General features: G+C 41.5%; 15 protein-coding genes. 10 read left to right on the top strand and 5 right to left on the bottom strand.

Annotated elements, in window-relative coordinates; all coding sequences use genetic code 11:
- Positions 1–5030 (bottom strand): choice-of-anchor L domain-containing protein (locus R1T16_RS12975; protein WP_317501536.1); only part of this gene is annotated, 5030 nt, incomplete at its 3' end.
- 243 nt (positions 5031–5273) lie between these two features.
- On the opposite strand from R1T16_RS12975, the gene R1T16_RS12970 reads away from it, so the two are divergent.
- Positions 5274–6170, top strand: a complete 897-nt coding sequence (locus R1T16_RS12970; protein WP_317501535.1) for a NifU family protein — start codon at positions 5274–5276, stop codon at positions 6168–6170.
- A 36-nt stretch (positions 6171–6206) separates the two neighbouring features.
- On the opposite strand, the gene R1T16_RS12965 is transcribed toward R1T16_RS12970, so the two are convergent.
- Positions 6207–9014 (bottom strand): AsmA-like C-terminal region-containing protein, encoded by a 2808-nt coding sequence (locus tag R1T16_RS12965; RefSeq protein ID WP_317501534.1) that lies wholly within the window; start codon positions 9012–9014, stop codon positions 6207–6209.
- Positions 9015–9151: 137 nt separating this feature from the next.
- On the opposite strand from R1T16_RS12965, the gene R1T16_RS12960 reads away from it, so the two are divergent.
- Both R1T16_RS12960 and R1T16_RS12955 read left to right on the top strand, forming a co-directional pair.
- Complete coding sequence (locus R1T16_RS12960; protein WP_317501533.1) at positions 9152–11302, top strand: M3 family metallopeptidase; 2151 nt, start codon at positions 9152–9154, stop codon at positions 11300–11302.
- A 114-nt stretch (positions 11303–11416) separates the two neighbouring features.
- Complete coding sequence (locus R1T16_RS12955) at positions 11417–11953, top strand: hypothetical protein (RefSeq protein ID WP_317501532.1); 537 nt, start codon at positions 11417–11419, stop codon at positions 11951–11953.
- A gap of 6 nt (positions 11954–11959) precedes the next feature.
- Here R1T16_RS12955 and R1T16_RS12950 read toward each other — a convergent pair whose 3' ends face one another.
- On the bottom strand, positions 11960–13117 hold the full coding sequence (locus R1T16_RS12950; RefSeq protein ID WP_317501531.1) for a HAMP domain-containing sensor histidine kinase: 1158 nt from the start codon (positions 13115–13117) through the stop codon (positions 11960–11962).
- A 149-nt stretch (positions 13118–13266) separates the two neighbouring features.
- On the opposite strand from R1T16_RS12950, the gene R1T16_RS12945 reads away from it, so the two are divergent.
- The 4 genes from R1T16_RS12945 to R1T16_RS12930 all read left to right on the top strand — a co-directional run bounded on the left by R1T16_RS12945 (position 13267) and on the right by R1T16_RS12930 (position 16232).
- Positions 13267–14148 (top strand): flavin reductase family protein, encoded by an 882-nt coding sequence (locus tag R1T16_RS12945; protein ID WP_317501530.1) that lies wholly within the window; start codon positions 13267–13269, stop codon positions 14146–14148.
- 50 nt (positions 14149–14198) lie between these two features.
- The gene (locus R1T16_RS12940; protein WP_317501529.1) at positions 14199–14627 is read left to right on the top strand and encodes a DUF3127 domain-containing protein; all 429 of its coding nucleotides are present in this window, start codon (positions 14199–14201) and stop codon (positions 14625–14627) included.
- Between the two features lie 353 nt (positions 14628–14980).
- Positions 14981–15616, top strand: a complete 636-nt coding sequence (gene aat, locus R1T16_RS12935; RefSeq protein ID WP_317501528.1) for a leucyl/phenylalanyl-tRNA--protein transferase — start codon at positions 14981–14983, stop codon at positions 15614–15616.
- Positions 15617–15800: 184 nt separating this feature from the next.
- On the top strand, positions 15801–16232 hold the full coding sequence (locus R1T16_RS12930) for a hypothetical protein (protein WP_317501527.1): 432 nt from the start codon (positions 15801–15803) through the stop codon (positions 16230–16232).
- Between the two features lie 70 nt (positions 16233–16302).
- Here R1T16_RS12930 and R1T16_RS12925 read toward each other — a convergent pair whose 3' ends face one another.
- Positions 16303–16779: a hypothetical protein gene (locus R1T16_RS12925; protein ID WP_317501526.1), complete on the bottom strand. Its 477-nt coding sequence runs from the start codon at positions 16777–16779 to the stop codon at positions 16303–16305.
- A gap of 181 nt (positions 16780–16960) precedes the next feature.
- Here R1T16_RS12925 and R1T16_RS12920 point away from each other — a divergent pair, with 181 nt between their 5' ends.
- On the top strand, positions 16961–17779 hold the full coding sequence (locus R1T16_RS12920) for an SDR family NAD(P)-dependent oxidoreductase (RefSeq protein WP_317501525.1): 819 nt from the start codon (positions 16961–16963) through the stop codon (positions 17777–17779).
- A gap of 68 nt (positions 17780–17847) precedes the next feature.
- Positions 17848–18744, top strand: coding sequence for an AraC family transcriptional regulator (locus R1T16_RS12915; RefSeq protein WP_317501524.1), 897 nt, complete (start codon positions 17848–17850; stop codon positions 18742–18744).
- Between the two features lie 45 nt (positions 18745–18789).
- Here the strand turns inward: R1T16_RS12915 and R1T16_RS12910 are convergent, their stop codons facing one another.
- On the bottom strand, positions 18790–19185 hold the full coding sequence (locus tag R1T16_RS12910) for a hypothetical protein (RefSeq protein ID WP_317501523.1): 396 nt from the start codon (positions 19183–19185) through the stop codon (positions 18790–18792).
- 266 nt (positions 19186–19451) lie between these two features.
- On the opposite strand from R1T16_RS12910, the gene R1T16_RS12905 reads away from it, so the two are divergent.
- Positions 19452–20069, top strand: coding sequence for a hypothetical protein (locus R1T16_RS12905; RefSeq protein WP_317501522.1), 618 nt, complete (start codon positions 19452–19454; stop codon positions 20067–20069).
- The last annotated feature ends 10 nt before the right edge of the window (positions 20070–20079 follow it).

Below are 20079 nucleotides of genomic sequence, written 5' to 3'. Positions count from 1 at the left end.
TAAACTGTCATCACAGGAACTGCAGGCCTCGGGTTGACTATCAGCTGGATAGGAACTACTGTGCGGCAGTTGGTTGTAGTGCCGTCCTGGATTACACTGGCATAAACTATACCGTTGATGCTGTGGTAATTTGCAGGCGTAGGGATTATATTTACCCCGTTTTGGGCTGCTGTCTCTGTCTCATGATAGGTAATTAACAATCCTGTCGTACCGTTAAGGATCTCTGCGCCTGCCTGGGTCAAATCAAAATATGCAAAGCCGTCAAAGTTGTCTGCGCATTCTTCAAGCGGGGTCGCCTGGTTTACTACAGGGGCGCTGTTGATGGTCACCACAAAGTCTGACTCATCACTGCACACATTTGTAGCATCGCCCGTTACGGCATAAATATAAAGTGTCTGTGTTGTTGTTATCGGTGTGCCTGCAGCAAGCTGCGTACCTGTTCCGCCTGCTGCCGTATAGTAGTTTCCTACTGTAAGTGCCGGAAGCACATAGGTGTCACATGCCTGCAGGTCGGCTACCTCCACTACTTCAGGAGCAGGGTAGATAGTCACCTCAAAGCTCGCCTCGTCAGTACACGTGTTTGGCGCCGTTCCGGATTGCGCGTAAACGTAAACGGTTTGCGTAGCGGTTAGCGGAACAGCAGGATCAATCTGCGTTCCTGTTCCGCCAGGACCGGTATAATAGTTTCCTCCTGTAGGAGCAGTAAGCGTATAAGAACCACAAGCTGCCTGATCTGTATATGTACCTACTTCCGGCTGTGGATCAACCTGAAGCGTTAATGGTGCAACACCGTAAACCAGCACATCGGTTACCGACTCATCCTGAGCCCTAACCCAAACTGTTTCTGTAGTACCCGGATAGGTTTCAGGATTTGCAATAGGATTTTGCGCACTTTCGGCATCTGCCTGGTTATTATAGAATGTATACACATATCCTGCAGGTATAGGGTCTATAACTGTCATCTCATCTGTATACGATGTAAGGTCAAAAACTTCGGTATTATCATAAGGCGCAGGCTCACATATATGAACTGCATAAGGTTCCATTTCTATTTCGCAATCGTGGATACGAAGCGTAAATTGTCGTATTGTATAACAAGGGAAGTCATATCCTACAGCACCTACATATATAACTTCACCGTCTTGCCCCATATAATTAGCAGCTTCACTGTTAGGAATTTTAGGCAATCCCTGTTCTATCTCTTCCTGAGAGTGATAGTATTCTATTTCGATAAAATCCGGATTCTGAAGCGTAGCTTTCATTATAGGATCATTCGTCTGAAGGTTAAAAACATGAGGCTGTGCAGGATCGCCGCACACCACAAGATCAATTGGATCTGCCACCTCAATTTCAGGGCGGTATTCCACCTTAATATCATCTGTTAGGAAACAGGTAGGGTCTGATGGGAAAGCCGCTTTAAGCGTATAGATTCCCGGCTCACTAACGGTGATAGTAGCTGTATCAAGAGGCGCACCAGTTACAGGATCTGTCATTTCTACGCCGTCTTTTTCCCAACGTAGTATAAATGTTGTATTTCCACTAAATATTGCCGAAAGCTCATGCTCTTCTCCCGGACATAAAGCCGCACTATTACCAGGAACTTCACCTATGGTAAAATCTGACGGCAGTGTAGGCTGGCCTATGTTAAACGAGCCAGCTGCTAAGAATACTGCAGAATCGTACGCAGTATCACCTCGATCTCCCACAGCCATCTTAATACTATAAAGGTGTCCAGGAACCACAGTAGATGACGCCTGCATTTTTATAGTCTGCCCTCTGTGATTTATTGAAGAGTTACTTAAACCCGGTTCAGTAACATTGTACTGATAAAAATAGGTCGGATTCGCATCTCCACATGCTGTGTTGTAAATTTGTTTCCTGATCGTACCTACGGATACAGGTGTATTTGTTCCAGGAATAACCGCACAGTTTTTTGGAAGAATAGTAGTATCCGTTAAATCTTTAAGAATGAAAGCAAATGTGTCATACCATCCGCATTGAAAAAACCCATATTCATTAGCCGCGAATAAAAAGTCGAAACTCATTTCATCAGATAACGGTACGAATTCAAACTGAAGGTAACTCACATCGTTCATTGTCTCATTATTAGGCGCATACAATGAAAGTTCAGGATCAAGCAAACCAGATGCAGTACTTGATATATTCTGGTCTGTATATTTACCCTCACTAAACTTAGCGTGGCCATTTCTTATAATGATACCTTCCTGGATAGGAAAACTTGTCTCTAATGCATTGTTTTTATTAAAATAACCAATACCGTAATTTCCGTTGATATCTCCTGCCGAAGCCTGGATATTACTTACGTTAATACAATCTGTATTAATAAGAACATCGTTTACAAGCTCTTCGGTAGTATAAGCATTCTGATCTACTGTAACATAGTTAGCCCTTGGGGTATCTACATCGGTACAGCCGGGACACGCAGGAACAGGATCGGGAGTATCGCTGGTTACTGTTACCACATTGGTAAGGTTTCCAACAAACGTAGGGTGGTTAGCCTTAACCGAAATAGTTACTGTATACTCAATAGTTTGGCCAGCAGCAAGTACCGGAATAACATTATGAAGTGTACCTGCTCCTCCTGTACCGTTTCCGTTCCAGGTCATAAGGTCCACATTATATGGTTTACTGTCATGAACAACAACATTAACCGCGTCGCTAGGACCCGGGTTTGTCACCACGATAGTATAAACAGTTTGTGCATTAGCAAAATACTGGGTTTGTCCATTAGATTTCCATGTTACAATATTCGCCTGAGGGTTTGGCGTTGCTGTATGTGTACATCCAGGACATGCAGGATTAGGATCCGGCGTATCGCTGGTAACCACAACCTGATTTACAATATTTGCCGTTGTGCTGTAATTGCTTGGCACAGGCACAGTCAGCGTATAGGTAACCTGCTGGCCGGCCGGCAATGTAGCCAGCACATCATTAAGGCTTCCTGTACCTGTTGTACCGTTACTGCCATACCATGTAGCATTTGCAGCAGGAAGCCCGGCAGGAATAGCATCGGTAACCGATACATTTTGTGCCACTGTAGGCCCTTCGTTCCTAACAACTATCGTATAGATGGCATCTGCACCGGCAGTGTAAGTAGCACCCTGATTTAATGTTTTTGTAACCACAAGATCGGCAGACGCTGTATTGCTGTCCACATCGGCAACAGTATTATCTGTTGTTACAGGATCTGCGGTTGATGAAGTTACCGTAGTTACACTTGATAAGTTTCCGGTATATCCGGCAGGCACACCAAGTATAATTGTGTAGGTAACAGTCTGGCCAACTGCCATTGTAGGGATGGTGTTGTTTAAGGCACCTGTTCCGGCAGAAGTATTGCTGCCTGTCCATGTAAATGCCGTTATACCGGCAGGGACAGGATTAGACACCACTACATTCTGAGCAGGATAAGGACCATTATTGGTTACCGTTACCGTATAAGTATTATTAGTACCCGGCGTGTATATCTCTATGCCATCGGTATTTGTTACAACTATATTTGCCGTAGGTGTAGCACTAGTATCAATATCAATACATTGCGTACATGCAGGCGTTGGGTCGTTATTACTTGTTACAACAGCCTGTGTTGTAAGGTCGCCCTGATAGCTTGCAGGCACTACTACTGTAATGGTATACACTATAGAAGTACCGTTTGGCAGTGAATTTTGAGTATTGTTTAGAGGAGCATTAGTTCCGGCAGAACCATTTGTACCCTGCCACGAAAATTGTGTGATACCGGCAGGAATCGCCATTTGAACATTAACATTCTGAGCTGCGTTAGGCCCTGTGTTCGCAACTGTAAGCGTATAAACTACTGTAGAACCCGGTGTGTATGTTGTCTGTCCGTCGGTGTTTGTTACTGTAAGATCTGCAAGATTTGCAGGGTTGATATCAGTATCAGTGCATTGTGTACATGCCGTTACAGGATCTTTATCGCTGGTTACAGCAGCCTGGCTTACAAAAGTAGCCGCGTTATAACCTGCAGGAACGCCAACCGTAACTGTATAAGTCACAGTTTGGTTTAGCGCCATGGTACCTATTGCATTACTTAAGTTTCCTGTACCTGAACTTCCGTTACTGCCTGCCCATGTTACCGTTGCTCCGGCAGGAAAAGTATCTGTTACTACTACATTTGTTGCAGCGGCAGGGCCATTATTTGTAACTGTAAATGTATAGACTGTAGTGCCGCCTGCAGTATAAACCGACTGGTTATTTGTATTTACCACCACAACATCAGCATCCTGAAGGGATGTATCTGTATCTGTACATTGCGTACAGCCCGGAACAGGGTCTACCGTATTAGGAGACGTTACGCTCGCCTGCGTAGTTAGTGCTCCTGTAAAAGCGGCCGGAATATCAACCGTAACTGTATAGGTTACAACCTGGTTTACCGCCATAACACCAATGTTATTTGCTAAAGCAGCATTGGTACCCGATGAACCATTACTTCCAGTCCATGAAAAACTGGTAATTCCCGCAGGTATAGGCATTGCTATACTTACAGGATCTGCAACTTCAGGACCGTGGTTTGTAACCGTTACATTATAAGTAACCTGTGTACCAGGCGTATATATTGTCTGGTTATTTGTGTTAACAATTTCCAGATCGGCGCTTTTTGTATAGCTCACCTCAAGCTGTGGTATGGTACCGGTGTATCCGGTAGGCACCTTAACATGAAGCGTATAGCTTACCGTTTGTCCCACAGCCAGTATTGGCGTTATGTTATTTAGAGGAGTATTTGTACCACCTGTAGCAGGCACTGCGTTCTCCTTGCTCCACCAGAATTTTGTAATTCCGGGAGGCAGGGGCTGCAAAAACGCCGGAACGGCATAAAATGCGCGCACGTTGTTTGCCGGCATAGGCCCATTGTTAGTAATCATTACCGTCCAGGTTAATGTTTCCCCGTCAACATAGCTATTGTCAGGGTTGGTACTAAAAACAGAAAGGTTTGACTGCGCAAAAGAACTAAAGGTTCCTAAAAGCAGCACTAAGGCGAGTAAAAAATTTCTCATATAACGAGTTTTAAATAATGCCAATTGTTAAAATAAACAATAGAAATTGTTAATATAAAAAGCCAAATATAAATATTCATTGATATTTTGCCTGTTAAATTTAAAAAAATCACAAAAAACCTAAAAAGTTACATTTTAAATAACTTAAGGTCAGTCTTTATGGGATACTAAACATTTATAATCTAATTTACCCTACCTTCTATTTAAGATATTTTTATACTAATTTTGCATAAAATAAGAATCATGGAAACTATCACTATAAGACCCACACAAAACCCATCTATAGTTAAATTTGAGTTTAGCGACTTTGTTGCAAAAAGTACTAACTACGAATACAAGAACATAGATGAAACGGCAAAATCGCCACTGGCAAAAAAAATGTTTTACCTGCCGTTTGTAAAAACAGTTTACATATCAGGCAACTTCATAGCACTTGAAAAATATTCAATTGTAGAATGGGAAGACGTTCAGGATGATGTAGCCTCACAAATTGAGCAGTTTGTAAATACAGGAGGTGTTATCGTTATGGAAGAAGAAGTTGTAAAAAAACAGCCTTCAACCATTTATGCAGAATCTACCCCTAACCCATCTGTTATGAAGTTTGTTGCTAATAAGCTGCTTACAAAAACACCGGTAGAATTCAAGAATATCGACGAAACTGCTGCTTCGCCCCTGGCAAAAGAGCTATTCAAATTTCCATTCGTTAAAGAAGTATTTATTGATGAGAACTATATATCCATCACTAAATATGCGGTTACAGAATGGGATGAGATAACACTTGAGATAAGAAGCTTTATCAAGCAGTATATTGAAAACGGAGGTACAGCGGTAGAAGAATCTCTGATCCAGATTACGCCGGAAGCGGAAAAACAGCAGGAAGCCTATTTTGACAATCTTGATGTTACTTCGCAGCGTATTATCAATATTCTTGAGGAATATGTAAAGCCGGCAGTCCAGGCTGACGGCGGAAACATTGCTTTTGAATCGTATGATGAAAGCGATAAACGTGTAAAAGTATTGCTTCAGGGTGCCTGCAGCGGATGCCCCTCGTCTACCTTTACCCTTAAGAGCGGTATAGAGAATATGCTGAAGGACATGCTTAACGACAACGACATTAAAGTTGAAGCCATTAACGGTTAAACATACAAAACCCCACGCAGTGCGTGGGGTTTTTATTTATTCTTTCTTCTCTGTCTCCGGAGCTCTCTTCTCTTCTTTAATTACCTGATTGGTCTTCTCGTTGTATTCGGCTTCCTTAATTTCCTGTCCGCTTTTACTGAATATCTTGATTTTAGGCGCTTCGTGTGTACCTGTTATCACTATAGGTATCCCTATAAGTCCTCCCGGAGGCAGTCCAAGTCGTACCCTTATATCCAGCAGCCCGTCAAAACTCGTCGTTCCTTTTATCGTAGGCCTGAAAGTGGCTACCTTAAGCGTAAATGGTTCTATACGTATCAGGTTATTGTCTATACTGGTTTTAATGTTTACATCTTTCATGTTAGGGTTTTTCATGCCGTCTACACCGGTTTTGTCTCCCATGCTGCCAAACATCTTAAGCCCTGCCACCTTAACATCGCGCACTGATATTGTTCCTCCCCCTTTAAGCGAAGGGTATATTGGGCTCATGTTGCCATCAAGATCCCCGTTAAGCTCGTAATCAAGCGAGATGATGCCTTCAGCTTTTTCGGCAGCGGTAACAAGGTCATGGAATAACGGGATTTCTTTATAGGCCCTTTTCACATCAAAATCCTTAGCCTTGAAATGAACGTTAAAATTAGCGGCCATAGGCGATTCATCATCATATCCCGCATCAATAGTAACAAGGCAGTCAATAATATTAAAGTTGGCATTATCAAGGTATAGTTTTCCTTTAGATATACCCACTTTACCTTTAAGCTTATTTAACACAAGGCCGGTGTATTCCACTTTATCTGCATCTGCCACCAGCGACACATCCAGGTTTGTAGGCAGTACTACTACGCCGGTCATTTTAGGGTTAGCTTCTTTTACAGCTTTAACTTCGGGCTTTACATCTTTGTTCTCACCTTCCTGTAAGGCCATGAATTCGTCTACGTTGATACGTTTCGATTTTACATCAAAATTGCCGTGCAGCGTACCTTTAGACTCAAGGAAATAATTGATCGTGTTAAGTAGGTAGCCCTTAATCGCAAAATCTGACTTACCGTATCCTGCAAGGAATTTTTCGAACCACATTTTTTCATTCTGGAACCTGAAATGCCCTTCGGTCAGGTCAAAAGGTTTAGGGAAAGATTCAGAAGTTGCCCTTATATCTTTTAATAAAAGCGTACCCCTGTTATCAAGTTTGCTGTACTGCCCCGTAGTGGCATAGCTCTGGCGGCCGTTAAGCGAAAGGTCAGCTTTGGCATATCCTTTCACATCCAGCCCCTTTTGCGAGAATACTTTATATATCCTGCCAATATTAAGCTCGCCCTTAATTTTTGCGTTATAATCTACATCGTCAAAATTAGACACTTTAGCACTTACGTATACAGGGTTGCCTTCAAACACAAAGGATGCCGGCGTTACCGCTATCCTTACGTCATCAAACGTACCTTTATCGTTTTGCACATTGGCAACAAACTTGATGTCGGTAATGGCATTAGGATAGTATTTTGTTTTAAGCCATCCGTTTTGCAGGTTCACGCCGCCATGCGTTTTAGGAAACAGTCTTTTTTCGGCACTAAAAATACCGTCGGCAGTTATATCTGCCTTAAGCAGACCTTTAAGATCCATATTATCTATGCCCAGCGACCTGTCGAGTGCAGCAAGGTCAAGCGTTCCTTTTGCCTGCGCCTTGAGCGTCATTTCAGACAGTCCTTTAGCTATCACAAAAGCATGAAATTTATCTTTATCGCCCAGGTTAAAATCCAGCTTACTCAGATTGATATCCAATCTTTCAGGATCAAGTGAAGGCAGTTTCATGCTAAGGTTCATCTCAAAATCAGACATGGTAAGCGGTGCATCTTTATAGTTGACAGATCCGTCCCATATCTTGATCCTGAAACCAAGGTCCGGATTAAGGTTTTCCGCAGCATTATACCTCCCTTTAAAAGTAAAGAGCAAATCGCTTTTACCTTTTATCTTAGTATCTTCCATCCAGGTTTTATATTGGGGAGGCAGTACTGAGAACAGGTCTTTCAGCTTGTTATTTTCAGAAATCGCTTTTATATCAATATTATAACCGTCTTTTAAAATCGTGAAAATTCCATTAAACTCCAGCGGAAGCCTGTTAATACGCAATTCGTTCTTAGTCAGTATGAATGATAAGGCATTGGTATTAATACGGGTAACAAGATCGGCATGCACCTGTTTCTTTTCAAGATAAGGTACGCCATCCAGAATAAAATCGATAACATCTATATTGGCATCGGTTTGAAGGTCAAAAACATCTTCACTAAGGTTACCACGGCCCACGTAGTTAAAGCCCTTGGCGTCTACTAATATCCTGGCAGATTTATCGTTGTATTTTATGTGGCAGTTTTCAAGGTCTACCCTGTCCAGCCTTATTGCCGGGCCTGTTCCGGTGGTATCTTTTGGCTGGTCTTTAGGCGCAACATATACATTGTAGTTTGCCTGCCCTTTTTCGTTTACCATTACATTGATAAGCGCATCAGACACATATATCTTATCAATCTTGATTTCATTATCAAAAATCAGCCTTTTAAGATTGATCCCGAAGGCAACCTGGTCTGCACTGAGCAGCGTGTCGTTTTTAAAAGGTGCCGATCCTTTAAGCGAAAGTTCGTCAAGCGATACGGTTAGCGACGGAAAATGCGTAAAGAAGGACAGTTTAGAATTGGTGAAATTAAGTTCGCCATCAAGGCTTTTGTTGGCAAATACTTTTACCTGCTGGGCAATTGTTCCCGGAAAAAGCAGCGGTATAAGAAACATAAGCAGTAAAATCGCCGCTATGCCTACACCTGTCCACTCCAGGATTTTTACTATTATTTTTTTTGGAGACATACTCATAGCTTTACTTTTTTAGGACAGCCTAAAGGTAGTTTTTTCCTATTAATTGTTAATATTATTTAACCTGACCTTAATATTCTTTGTTTTTATCACATATAACGATAAATTTACGGTAAAGACCCATTCTTGCTATGAAGATTAAACCTATCCTTATACTAACATTAAGCTGTTCACTTTTTATGTCTTGCAAACAAATTAATAAAGCCGAAGCCATAGGCGAAGATAATCCGCTTTTGGCCGCATACGATACGCCTTTTCAGGCACCACCTTTCCATCTTATAAGAAATCATCATTTTAAGCCGGCGATCCTTGAAGCCGTAACAATCAACCAAAAGGAGATAGATGCCATTGCTAACAGCAAAGAAAAACCCACTTTTGATAACACTATAGTTGCACTTGAAAATTCGGGTAGCCTGCTTAACCGTATCAACACAACGCTGAGCAACCTTACATCTGCAAACACAAACGATACACTGCAGGCACTGGCGCAGGAAATTGCACCCGAACTTTCTAAACACAGCGATAATATCTTTCTTAACGACAAATTGTTTGCCCGCGTGAAAGCGGTATGGGAAAAACAAATTGATCTTAAGCTCAACGCGGAACAAGCCAAACTTTTAGAAAAAAAATATAAGGCCTTTGTGCGCAGCGGTGCAAACCTTAACGCAGCACAAAAAGACAGGCTCAGGAAGATAAACGAGAACCTATCGGTACTGTCATTAAAATTTGGTGATAATGTATTGGCAGAAAACAATGCTTACCAACTGGTCATCGATAAAAAAGAAGACCTTGCAGGCCTGCCTGAAGAAGTAATCCTTGCAGCAGCCGACGATGCTAAGGAAGCTAACAAGGAAGGCAAATGGTTATTTACGCTTCAAAATGCCAGCGTTATGCCGTTCCTTCAATATGCAGATAATCGCGAGCTTCGCAAAAAGATATGGACTGCCTACCAAAACCGGGGCAATAATGGAAATGACCACGATAACCGCATCAATGTAGTGGAAATGGCGAACCTAAGGGCTGAAAAGGCTAAACTTTTAGGCTATACCAGCCACGCTGCCTATGTGCTTGAAGAGCGTATGGCAAAAACCCCCGAAGCTGTTTATGAACTGATGGACAAGCTGTGGGCTCCCGCTCTTGAAAAGGCAAAGGCCGAAGAAGCCGATATTAAGAAAATGATGCTGGCCGATGGTATTAAAGATAATGTTCAGCCGTATGACTGGAGGTATTATACAGAGAAGATTCGTAAAGAGCGGTATGACCTTGATGAACAGGAGATCAAACCTTATTTTAGTCTTGACAATGTGCGCGACGGAATTTTTACGGTTACTAAAAATCTTTATGGGCTGCAGTACCGCCAACTTAATGATGTACCTAAATACCACGACGATGTAACTGTTTGGGAAGTTACCGATAAAGACAACAAACATATTGGCATACTGTACATGGACTTTTTTCCGAGGGCATCTAAAAAAGGTGGTGCCTGGATGACATCGTACCGAAAACAGAGAACTGAGAACGGCAAGCGCATAGCCCCTGTAATTTCTATAGTATGCAATTTTTCAAAACCAACAGCGGGCAACCCTGCCCTGCTAACTTTTGACGAAACAAGTACTTTCTTCCATGAGTTTGGCCATGCCCTGCACGGACTGCTGAGTAACGTGACCTATGAAAGCCTTGCCGGTACCAGTGTACCTACCGATTTTGTAGAGCTGCCATCGCAGGTTATGGAAAACTGGGCTGCCGAACCGGAGGTTTTAAAACTTTATGCCAAACATTACAAGACCGGAGAAGTGATTCCGGATGCGCTTATCAAAAAACTTCAGGAGTCGGCTACGTTTGATCAGGGTTTTGCAACGGTAGAATATCTCGCCGCAGCCTACCTTGATCTTGATTACCACAACCGAAGCGTACCGCTTACCCAAAACATAATTCCGTTTGAGGAAGAGGCCATGAAAAAACTGGGGCTGATACCATCTATCATACCACGCTACAGGAGTACCTATTACAGCCATATCTTTGCAGGAGGATATTCGGCAGGATATTACAGCTATATATGGTCGGGCGTCTTAGACACCGATGCTTTTGAAGCCTTTAAAACCTCTTCATTGTTTGACCAGGCAAATGCAAGATCATTCCGTACCAACATCCTTGAAAAAGGTGGCACGATGGATGCAATGCAGATGTACAAAAACTTCCGCGGGGCTGAACCATCTATTGAGCCTTTGTTGAGAAAACGCGGTTTAGAAACAAAGTTGGAAAGCAAAAAAGCGGTAAAGTAATTCTTTACAAGTCAATATAAAATGGGCAGCCTGCATATCAGGCCGCCCATTTTTATTTTTGTTAACAACAGCATATTTATAGATTTTATATCTTGGCAGTCAAAACCACCAACTATGAAATCCTTACTACTACTTTTATGCAGCATTGTGCTATGCACAGGCTGCTGTGATGACGACAGCACAAACCAGGCATCTGCACCCGTATCTACAGGCAAATTTACCATGAATTACAATGGCGAAGAACTTGAATTCAGGAATATCCAGATAATAGAGGGCGGCCCTGACTCCGGCTACGACCTACAGATGCATTCTGTAATACTCTACGAAGATGTACCGCAAACAAAGCATTCTTTAGTATTGGTATTCAATAAAAATGATGCAGAAGAGTATCATTTAGACAACATTACGTTTGCGGTAAATGAGCGCCTTTCCGCAACTTTGTTTAACCTCAAATCGTTTTATGCCTACACGTCGGGAGATTTTGTGGTAGAAGATTTTGACCACAGTACATCTACGTATGGCCACACAGAAAAAATCACCGTAAACGGAAGTTTTGAAGGTACACTCCTGCCTCACAATCCATCAGCGGCACCTATAGAAATAGAAGACGGTACATTTGCTTCGGTATTTACACCGCGTGATGAGCTGTAAATAAAGTTATTGTTTTACCTGCTTTTTATAGCTGGCCTGCATGGTGGTTCCCCTGCCAACCTCAGAAGAAAGCACCTTTATCTTGCCTTTGTGATATTCTTCAACGATGCGCTTGGTTAGTGAGAGTCCTAATCCCCAACCCCTCTTTTTAGTAGTGAAACCGGGTTCAAATATTTTCCTGAACTGCGACTTAGGAATACCTTTACCAGTATCGCTTACCTTTATTTTAATAAAAGTTTCGTTCTCACTTATTATAAGGTCAAGCCTGCCTTTGCCTTTCATGGCGTCTATGGCATTTTTCACAAGGTTTTCTATAGTCCAGCTGTGAAGTTCAGGGTTAAGCATTACCGGTACCGGATGGTTAGGCGACATAAAAAAGAACTCCACCTGCCTGGAGGCTCTGGAACGGAGGTACTCGAAAGATTTCTCAGTCTCGGCAACGATATCCAGTTCCTGCAAAACAGGTTCTGACCCTACCTTACTAAAACGTTCGGCAATTATCTGGAGCCGGTGTACATCTTTTTCAATTTCTTCGACTGTAGTCTCATCTACATTATCAGCCTTCATTATTTCTATCCACCCTAAGAGCGACGACAGCGGCGTACCTATCTGGTGCGCGGTTTCTTTAGCCATACCCGCCCAAAGCCTGTTTTGGGTTGCCATCCTGCTGGCACGATAAAAGATAAAGACTATCGTAGCAAATAAGATTACGATAATAACAAGCGTAATAGGATAATATTTAAGGTTATTGAGCAGCAATGAACTGCCGTAATATAACTTAGGGTTATCTTTTTGCCCAATTCTAAGCACAACAAAAGAACCGGCTTGTTTAAGTTCCTGGAGATAGGACTGCTTACGAACAGGATCAGTTTCTACAGCATTAGGCAGGTTTTTAAAATCAACAATACTATCCCTGCTGTTTGTCATGATTACGGGTATCGTAGTATTATTTGACACAATGCGAAAAGGCAGTTCTACATCAAAATTGCCTCCCGTATCATTTATCATTTGATACGATTGAACCAAAAGGTCTACTTTTTTTCTTTCGTCTTCCTTAAATATATTAAAAAAGCTATAGGTATTCCAAAGGATAGAAATCACAATAAAGAACGATGCCGCAATGATTACCCATCGGGTTATGTTCCTGTTATCTGTAAATCGCATAAAAATGAATTTGTGGCTTAAAGATACTAAAAGTTGGGAGGTAGCATACAATAACGAAAAACAGTGCCGATTATTTTATTAACACCGTCGTTAAAACCGTATGCCGATAGTGCAGAAAAAGTATCTTTGCAAAAACAAAAAAGCAACCAATGCTAACCATAGACCCAAAAGAACTTACTACACCTAAGCTGCATGGCTACCTGCAAAGCGCTGTAGGTCCGAGGCCCATAGCGCTGGCATCAACGTTAGACGGCAATAATGTGCCTAACCTGTCGCCATTCAGTTTTTTTAATATCTTCAGCTCAAATCCGCCCATGCTCATTTTTTCGCCTTCGCGAAGGGTAAGGGACAATACTATAAAACACACGCTTATTAACGCCGAACTTAACCGTGAGGTTGTTATAAACGTTGTAAACTATGCCATGGTAGAGCAAATATCGTTAGCCAGTACAGAGTATGCTGCGGGTGTAAACGAGTTTGACAAATCAGGGCTTACCATGATACCGTCGCACACGGTTAAACCTTACAGGGTAAAAGAAGCCCCGGTACAGTTTGAGTGCCGCGTTACACAGATAATACCGTTAGGAACGGAAGGCGGTGCAGGTAACCTTATACTTTGTGAAGTGATTAAAATGCATATTGACAAAAGCATTCTTGACGAAAATGGTGTTATAGACCAGCACAAGATAGACCTTGTGTCAAGGCTTGGCGGCAACTGGTACTCACGCAGTTCTGAAGGGCTTTTTGAAGTAGAAAAACCACTTACTACACTGGGCATAGGCGTTGACAGCATACCGGCATTCATAAAAGAGAGCGGCGTGTTTAACGGTAACGACCTGGGTAAACTTGGTAACACAGAAACATTGCCTACTGACGAAGAAGTTGCTATATTTGTAAAAGAGAGCTTTGACGTGAAAGCGGTTTTAAGCGCCGATGACGAAAGCAAAAAGTTCCTGAAAGCCAAGGAATATCTTGACAATAACGAAGTATCTACAGCATGGAAAGTGCTGCTGGCCAAAAAAGATTTCTAATTTTTAATAACGATAGCTGCCCTCAAGGCAGAAAATAACAAACAAACATTATGGAAGTTTCAGGAAGAATCAAAATGATTGACGAAACCAAAGCCTTTGGTGCAAACGGTTTCAGGAAAAGAGAAGTTGTAGTTACTACAGATGAGCAGTACCCACAGCACATTATGATAGAGTTTACACAGGACAAATGCGACCTGCTTAACAGCTACACAGTAGGAGAACCTGTAAAAGTTTCCATAAACCTAAGAGGCAGGGAATGGGTAAACCCTCAGGGCGAAACGAAATACTTTAACTCTATACAAGGCTGGAGAATAGAAAAAGCAGGAGCTGAAGCGCCGCAACAGGGAGGCTACCAGCAAGCGCCGCAAGGTTATAACCAGGCACCGCAGGGTTACAATCAGGCACCACCGGCTAACAATGACCGTTTTGAGCCGGCTAACAATTTTAAAGAAGAAGAGCACGACGATCTTCCTTTCTAATAAAACCTAAAAAACCGAAGTGGCTGCTTCGGTTTTTTTTATGCATTATAATCTGAAGCTATGCAATAAAAAAAGCGGAGAGCCGAACCACCAGCTCTCCGCAAAAATTTAGCTAAAACACAAACTATGCTTTTATATACTTTAAGTATTTTTATATCGTTATAGCTGTAAGACAGTAAACAATTGCACATCCGTATTCCGGTACGAATGTACAAATGTTGCTCCGAAAAAACTTACGGAAAACCTCACGCAAATGTTAAAAAATCATCATATCACAAAATGAGGATTTTCTGTTTAATTTTAAGGTTTTTTCCTTCTATATTATAATTTTATATTTGCCAAAAAGCAGACCGATGTACTTCTTATCCCGTGAACTTTATTTCCCTTCTGTTGAACAGTCTTCTCCAGAAGGAATTGTAGCCATTGGTGGCGACCTTTCGCCTGAAAGGCTGCTCCTTGCTTACAGGAGCGGTATATTTCCGTGGTTTGAAGATGACGAACCTATACTATGGTGGAGCCCTCCCGAAAGGATGGTTTTATTTTTAGACGAACTCAAGGTTTCTAAAAGTATGCGCAACATCATAAACCGCAATACGTTCAGGGTTACTTTTAATACCGCTTTTAAACAGGTAATTGCAAACTGCCGCGACATTAAACGCGACGGCCAGCCCGGAACCTGGATTACAAACGACATGACTGAGGCATATTGCAGGCTGAATGAGCTTGGTATTGCAAAGTCGGTAGAAGTCTGGCAGGACGATGAACTGGTGGGCGGACTTTATGGCATAGACCTTGGCCATGTGTTTTGTGGCGAAAGCATGTTCTCTAAAGTTAGTAATGCCAGCAAGATTGCTTTTATAGCCCTTGCCAAACAGCTGCAGCTTGCCAATTACAGGGTGCTGGACTGCCAGGTACACAACAGCCACCTGGAAAGCCTTGGTGCCCGCGAGATAGACCGTGAAGATTTTATGGAAATGCTGAAGTATTAGCATAACTACTATATCTTACTATATCAGGCTCTCTTATACTAATACTAATTATAATATAGCTTTGTAATTAGAAAACTGGAACGCTTTTTGCCTTAGTAGGCAAACGGCTGTTAAAATTGCTAAACCTTTCTTAACGCCAAAATATTTTATAAAAACCTGAGTTATAGTAAAAAATACAACCGCCATGAAGAACTATTTACATTTGCTGTTGTTGCTTGCCTCTGCCAATTTTTACGGCCACAACCTTGAAAACTGCGGACTCGACAACAACCCTGCACTTACTGATGATGAAGCGGCTTTCTTAAATGCCTATTTTGGAGAAAATGAAAGTGAAGGCTTCGATTTTAAAGGAAAAAAAGTATTGATCGTTAACGGTGCACAAGGCCTTCGTTTTGAGTCTAAAGCAGAATACTTTAAAGACATTAAGCAGCGCCTTGAGCAGTCAGGACTGCCTGTAGCCACTACTCCTATTCCGCTTACACAAATGGAAAAGATACAATCGGGAGGTTATGATGCTGTTATTACGCACTGGGTAGATGAGCCCATGACAAAAGAGAAAAAAAGAAACATTATTGCAAGATTAGCATCAGGCTTCTGGGAAACCCTGAACAACTAACCATGGGAAAACCAAAAGAGCGCCACTCGGCGCTCTTTGCATTTATTATAACTAGTATGGCGGTATTTGGTTACCTACCTATAGCCCATACCTCTCCTATGTTTATAAAACTAAACAGGACATTTTTTTCAGGATTACTAAAACGCTGTGTCTTATTATCAGGTGTAGCATCGGGCTTAAAAAATTTTTGCCATAACGGAAAAAGCGTTTCATATTTTGCCCTCGCCTTATCAAAATTATAAGCTTTATCGGTAGAAGCAGGAACCGGTTTAAAATCGGCTACAAAACAATCTTCATAATCTGACTGTGCCTTCACGGCTTCTTCAGCCATCCCTTCCGGAGTATAAACAATGCGCAGCAGGCCGTTGTCAAACTGCTTTGTTTTATAGTATACAAATTTCCCTTTAAGCTGTGCTGCCATCTTAGCCACGAGAACTTCTGCATCCTCGGGAGTTTCTACGGTTTTTAGCTTTTCAAAAAATGTATAGTCCTGTGCATTTGCCAGCGTGCATAAAGCAGTAAATAAAATGATAAGTACTTTTTTCATGATTTCATATTTTACCTAATTACTTAAATTTAGCTGATTTACATCTTAAATTTACTAACCCTATCTTAAATTTTAAATGTGACAGACGGTTTTTTTGTGTCATGATTCCGCTGTTTTGTATACATTTCTACAAGAGTACCCGCCATAACTTTGCCTTGTTAATCATTAATACTACAAAACAATGTCTAAAACAATTTTTATAACAGGCGCGTCAAGAGGATTTGGCCGCATCTGGGCAGAAGCATTCCTTGAACGTGGCGATAAAGTAGCTGCAACAGCTAGAAACGTAGAAGTACTTAACGACCTGAAAGCAAAATATGGCGATGCCATTTTACCAATACAGCTAAATGTAGATAACAGGCAGGAAGCCTTTGATGCAGTAAATAAAGCAGCAGCACATTTTGGTTCGCTGGATGTGGTAATAAACAACGCAGGTTACGGACTCTTTGGAACTATTGAAGAAGCAAGTGAGGCAGAAGCACGCCAGCAGATAGAAACAAATGTATTCGGACTGTTATGGATTACCCAGGCAGCGCTGCCAATTATGAGGAAACAGGGACACGGGCATATCATTCAGCTTTCAAGCGTGCTTGGTGTATTTACCTTACCTGTACTTGGCATATACAACGCTTCAAAATTTGCAGTAGAAGGCCTTACCGAAACCCTTTCACAAGAGGTAAAAGGCTTTGGCATTAACGTTACCCTTGTTGAACCAAACGGGTTTGCTACTGATTGGGCAGGTTCATCATCATTCCACAGCACATCAATTGCAGCTTATGACGGGGTTAAAAAAGCATTTAATGAGGGCCTTACTGATGATGCCTTTGGAATACCGGAAGCTACAACCCCTGCAATCCTTAAACTGGTAGACGAAAAAAATCCTCCGCTTCGCTATTTCCTTGGAAAAGTAGGACTGCCTACAGTTAAAGAGGTTTATAAATCACGCCTTGCCGAATGGGAGCAGTATGCAGATGATGCTGTTGCCGCCCACGGTAAATAAGAACCGTATTTTTATTACTTTTACAATAGCATCTGTTTAACGCAGATGCTATACTAATTTTCATAGTTATGAATCATTTTAAGACAATCAGCGAATATTACCGACACAATGGTTTTTCATCTCCGGAAAATCCTTTGATAAGTTTTGTACAGTGTACAAAAGTAGATACGTGCAGCTTAAGCCGCGAAAAATTTACAGGCGATTTCTACATGATAATGTTCAAGAAAATGAAATCGGGTGTAATAGTATACGGCCGTACTAAATATGATCACGACAATGGTTCTCTTGCCTTTATAAAGCCGCACCAGGTTATGCAGATGGATAATATAGAACTTGAAGAAGACGGTTTCATCATTTTTGTCCACGAAGATTATTTTAACGGACACCACCTTCACTCAGAAATAAAAAAGTATGGCTTTTTTGACTATGAGGCAAATGAGGCCTTACATCTTTCACCAAGGGAGGAAGAAATCATGTGGGATCTTTTTTATAAAATGACAGGTGAAAACAGCAACAACCAGGATGAATACACCCGCGAAATAATGCTTACGCACCTTGATTCTATACTCAAGTATTCCCAGCGCTTTTACAAAAGGCAGTTTATCAACCGCACGCAGTTATCAGGCACAACGGTTTCTAAGTTTAATAATCTGCTGTCCTCCTATTTTGATAACGGAAAGCTCATAGGAAAAGCGTTGCCCACGGTAAAATCCATGGCAGAAAAACTCAATACCTCATCCCGTTACCTGAGCGACCTTTTAAAACAGGAGACGGGCAAGACGGCAATGGAGCTTATTCACATTTACCTTATCGGTGAGGCAAAAAATATGCTACAGGCAGCACAGTTCAGTGTATCTGAAACTGCCTATACATTGGGTTTTGAGAATCCTCCTTATTTTACCCGACTCTTCAAGAAAGAGGTTGGACTTACCCCCGGGGAATTCAGGAAACAATTTCTAAACTAAATAGTTATATTCTAAATAATAAGAGCGCAGTTTCCTGCGCTCTTATTATTTTTTACCAAAGACGGTTACCTCAACTTTTCCTTTTACAAAGTCGGTAGAGTCATACCAAAAATCGATTCGCTTTATAGTCCGTAAACCGCTTTTTATATCAACGGTTGGGCCTTCGCCATTTTGCGCAATTGTCATTGGCGTTACAAGTATTTCCTCTTCTCCGTTATCATAAACGATCAGCACTTTAGTGATTGTCAGGTCGCGGTCACGTACTGCAAACTTAAGCTTCTTTACATTTACAGGAATCTTAGGCACAGCCGCGTCGTGGTCCTGATTGTGCATAGCAATTACAGTACCCAGCACTTGCCAGCCGCCAATGTCATTAGTGTTATTTGCTAAAAGCAGGCTCATGCAAAAAAAGCAAAGCCCTAAGAAGGTGATTTTTTTCATAATTTATTTAAAAATTAATTATTTCATTGGTTAAAAACGTTTGAACTCCGTAAAACCCTAAGCACCTAACAATCTTTTTCTTACGAACAGATAAAAATTATAAGTAAAATCAGATATTTTACAGAAGTTTCATATAAACATATTTATTTTTTAAATAATCTCCAAATTTCTTTTTATATGCACTCCTACATAATCCTCTGACTTGTAAGACAAAGCACACTAAAATTACACTTTTTTGAGTTATTCATATATCAATCTTTAGCTATATGAAAAATTTAATTACAGCCATGATGTTCTTTCCCGTGTTATGCTTTGGACAAGTGCAGAGCCACGACATACGATATGCTAATGAAACCACTTACGACTACGTTTTCAGGCACAGGAATAACCCTGATAAGGTAAAAGAAATAAAGTGGAACGATTACAACATCATACTTGCCTTTTATGAGTCGGTAGGCACAGTCTATGACAGCGATAACAAGCCGGAAGAGATCTCAAAAATTGATATTGCTTTTTATGCCCAGGTATCTGATTTCAGTTATCTTGAAATCAGTCTGCCTTCATTTGGGGCTGCAGGAGGTAAAGCTGAGATACTATCTATATTTCAGGCGAATGCCGATAAAGACCCTGAAAAGGAACTCTTCATATTAGCATCTTTTAAACAAACAGATGATACCATGAACGGCACCCGATATTACACCCTGGTGTTTGACAACCTGCCGAAAGACTACCGCCAATTTCCTGAAAGCTTTATCCAAATGGATATTAGTACTACATTTAGCGGCTGCGATTGTAAAATAAACGGACAGCACCCTACAGAAGCTAAATTTACAACCTCAGCCGAAATAAGGGAAGAGCTTGAAAAGAGAGGGTTTAAGCAGTGATATGAGAACC

The organism is Flavobacterium sp. DG1-102-2, assembly GCF_033042555.1.
Taxonomy (GTDB): Bacteria; Bacteroidota; Bacteroidia; order Flavobacteriales; family Flavobacteriaceae; genus Flavobacterium.
The sequence above is the reverse complement of the archived record's forward strand: the minus strand, read 5'-3'. Positions and strand labels throughout refer to the sequence as shown.

What these genes read in the sequence shown, in the direction of transcription:
- R1T16_RS12970 (WP_317501535.1), top strand. Translation starts at nt 5,274, where the DNA reads ATGGAAACTATCACTATAAGACCCACACAAAACCCATCTATAGTTAAA.
- R1T16_RS12965 (WP_317501534.1), bottom strand. Translation starts at nt 9,014, where the DNA reads ATGTCTCCAAAAAAAATAATAGTAAAAATCCTGGAGTGGACAGGTGTA.
- R1T16_RS12960 (WP_317501533.1), top strand. Translation starts at nt 9,152, where the DNA reads ATGAAGATTAAACCTATCCTTATACTAACATTAAGCTGTTCACTTTTT.
- R1T16_RS12955 (WP_317501532.1), top strand. Translation starts at nt 11,417, where the DNA reads ATGAAATCCTTACTACTACTTTTATGCAGCATTGTGCTATGCACAGGC.
- R1T16_RS12950 (WP_317501531.1), bottom strand. Translation starts at nt 13,117, where the DNA reads ATGCGATTTACAGATAACAGGAACATAACCCGATGGGTAATCATTGCG.
- R1T16_RS12945 (WP_317501530.1), top strand. Translation starts at nt 13,267, where the DNA reads ATGCTAACCATAGACCCAAAAGAACTTACTACACCTAAGCTGCATGGC.
- R1T16_RS12940 (WP_317501529.1), top strand. Translation starts at nt 14,199, where the DNA reads ATGGAAGTTTCAGGAAGAATCAAAATGATTGACGAAACCAAAGCCTTT.
- aat (WP_317501528.1), top strand. Translation starts at nt 14,981, where the DNA reads ATGTACTTCTTATCCCGTGAACTTTATTTCCCTTCTGTTGAACAGTCT.
- R1T16_RS12930 (WP_317501527.1), top strand. Translation starts at nt 15,801, where the DNA reads ATGAAGAACTATTTACATTTGCTGTTGTTGCTTGCCTCTGCCAATTTT.
- R1T16_RS12925 (WP_317501526.1), bottom strand. Translation starts at nt 16,779, where the DNA reads ATGAAAAAAGTACTTATCATTTTATTTACTGCTTTATGCACGCTGGCA.
- R1T16_RS12920 (WP_317501525.1), top strand. Translation starts at nt 16,961, where the DNA reads ATGTCTAAAACAATTTTTATAACAGGCGCGTCAAGAGGATTTGGCCGC.
- R1T16_RS12915 (WP_317501524.1), top strand. Translation starts at nt 17,848, where the DNA reads ATGAATCATTTTAAGACAATCAGCGAATATTACCGACACAATGGTTTT.
- R1T16_RS12910 (WP_317501523.1), bottom strand. Translation starts at nt 19,185, where the DNA reads ATGAAAAAAATCACCTTCTTAGGGCTTTGCTTTTTTTGCATGAGCCTG.
- R1T16_RS12905 (WP_317501522.1), top strand. Translation starts at nt 19,452, where the DNA reads ATGAAAAATTTAATTACAGCCATGATGTTCTTTCCCGTGTTATGCTTT.